The organism is Streptomyces sp. NPDC006624, assembly GCF_040611555.1.
Classification (GTDB): domain Bacteria; phylum Actinomycetota; class Actinomycetes; order Streptomycetales; family Streptomycetaceae; genus Streptomyces.
On the sequence record NZ_JBEXOM010000057.1, the window covers coordinates 1 to 1,573 of the forward strand.

Here is a 1,573-nt window from a genome sequence, read left to right on the forward strand (position 1 = left end):
TCACCGCGCACCAAACGCGACCGCAGCACATCATGACGATCCAGCACCGCCGCCAACGTCCCAAGCAACTCCGCCTCACCGATGCCAACCGGCAGATCCACGGCGGTGGTCATGGCGAAGGCGTCGGTGTCACCGCCGAGTTCGGTGAGCCAGGCGCCGGCCGGCGGCAGCGGCATGCGTCCCACACCACCGCCGGGCAGTTCCTCCAGCACCACGGCCGCACCCGCCGACCGCGCCCGCACCGCCAGCTCCGCCACCGTCCGGCACTCGAACACATCCCGCGGCGACACCTCCACACCACGCGCCCGAGCCCGCGTCACCACCTGAATCGACCGGATACTGTCCCCGCCCACAGCGAAGAAGTCGTCATCCACCCCCACCCGGTCCAACCCCAGCACCTCGGCGAACACCGCCGCCAGCACCACCTCACCCGGCGACGACGGCGCCCGATACGCACCACCCGAGAACTCCGGCTCCGGCAACGCACGCCGATCCAGCTTGCCGTTCGGATCCAACGGCAACCGGTCCAGGACCACGAAGGCGGACGGCACGAGGAACTCAGGCAGGCGATCGGAGACGAACCGGCGCAGTTCGGCGAGGTCGAGCTGTGCGTTCAGGTCGACGTCCGTGCTGCCGGGCGTGGACGACGCACCGGCCGGCACGACATAGCCGACGAGTCGCGGATCGCCGAGTCCGGGTGCGGTGCGTGCCAGCAGGACGGCCTGCGCCACGCTCGGGTGTTCGGCCATGACGGCCTCGACCTCGCCCGGTTCGACTCGGAAGCCGCGGATCTTCATCTGGGCGTCGCTGCGGCCGATGTACTCCAGCGCTCCGTCGGGGTTCCAGCGGACGAGGTCGCCGGTGCGGTACATGCGGCTGCCCGGCGCACCGAACGGGTCGGCGACGAAGCGTTCCGCGGTGAGGCCGGGCCGCTCGTGGTAGCCACGGCCGATGGCGCCGCCGACGTACAGCTCGCCGGCCACGCCGGCCGGCACGGGAGCGAGGCCGGGGCCGAGGACATAGGTGCGCATGTTGCCGAGCGGTCCGCCGATGGGGACGTTGCCCGTGCCGGCCCAGTCATCGGGGATGGAGTAGGTCGTGGCGTAGAAGTCCTCGGTCTGTCCGTAGGCCTGCTTGAAGCGGGCGCCGGGGATGGCGGTCCTGAGCTTGTCCAGGAGGGCGGCGGGGAACGCGTCACCTCCGAGGACGACGGTGTCGACGTCCATCCTCCCGGCGACCTGGTCCAGGACACGCTCGAAGACGGAGGGGACGGCCTGGAGCACCCCGCCGGTCCAGCCGCCACGTTCGGCCAGTTCCAGCACGTCGCGCACGATCTCGACGGCGGCGCCCGAGATCAGGGCGCTGAAGACCTCGAAGACGGACACGTCGAAGTTGACGGAGGTGGCGCCCAGCATCAGCGCTCCGGGCTGCAGGTCGACCACCTCGGCCAGCCGTGACACGCCGTTGACGAGGTTGGCGTGGGTGATGGCGACGCCCTTGGGATTGCCGGTGGAGCCGGAGGTGTACATCACGTACGCCACGTTCTCCGCCCGCAGCGGCGCCGACCGCTCCC

Annotated in this window: 1 protein-coding gene; it reads right to left on the reverse strand. The window is 70.9% G+C overall.

All coding sequences use genetic code 11. From position 1 onward, the window contains the following. Positions 1 to 1,573 (reverse strand): non-ribosomal peptide synthetase (locus ABZY20_RS37115; protein WP_356447931.1); only part of this gene is annotated, 1,573 nt, incomplete at both ends.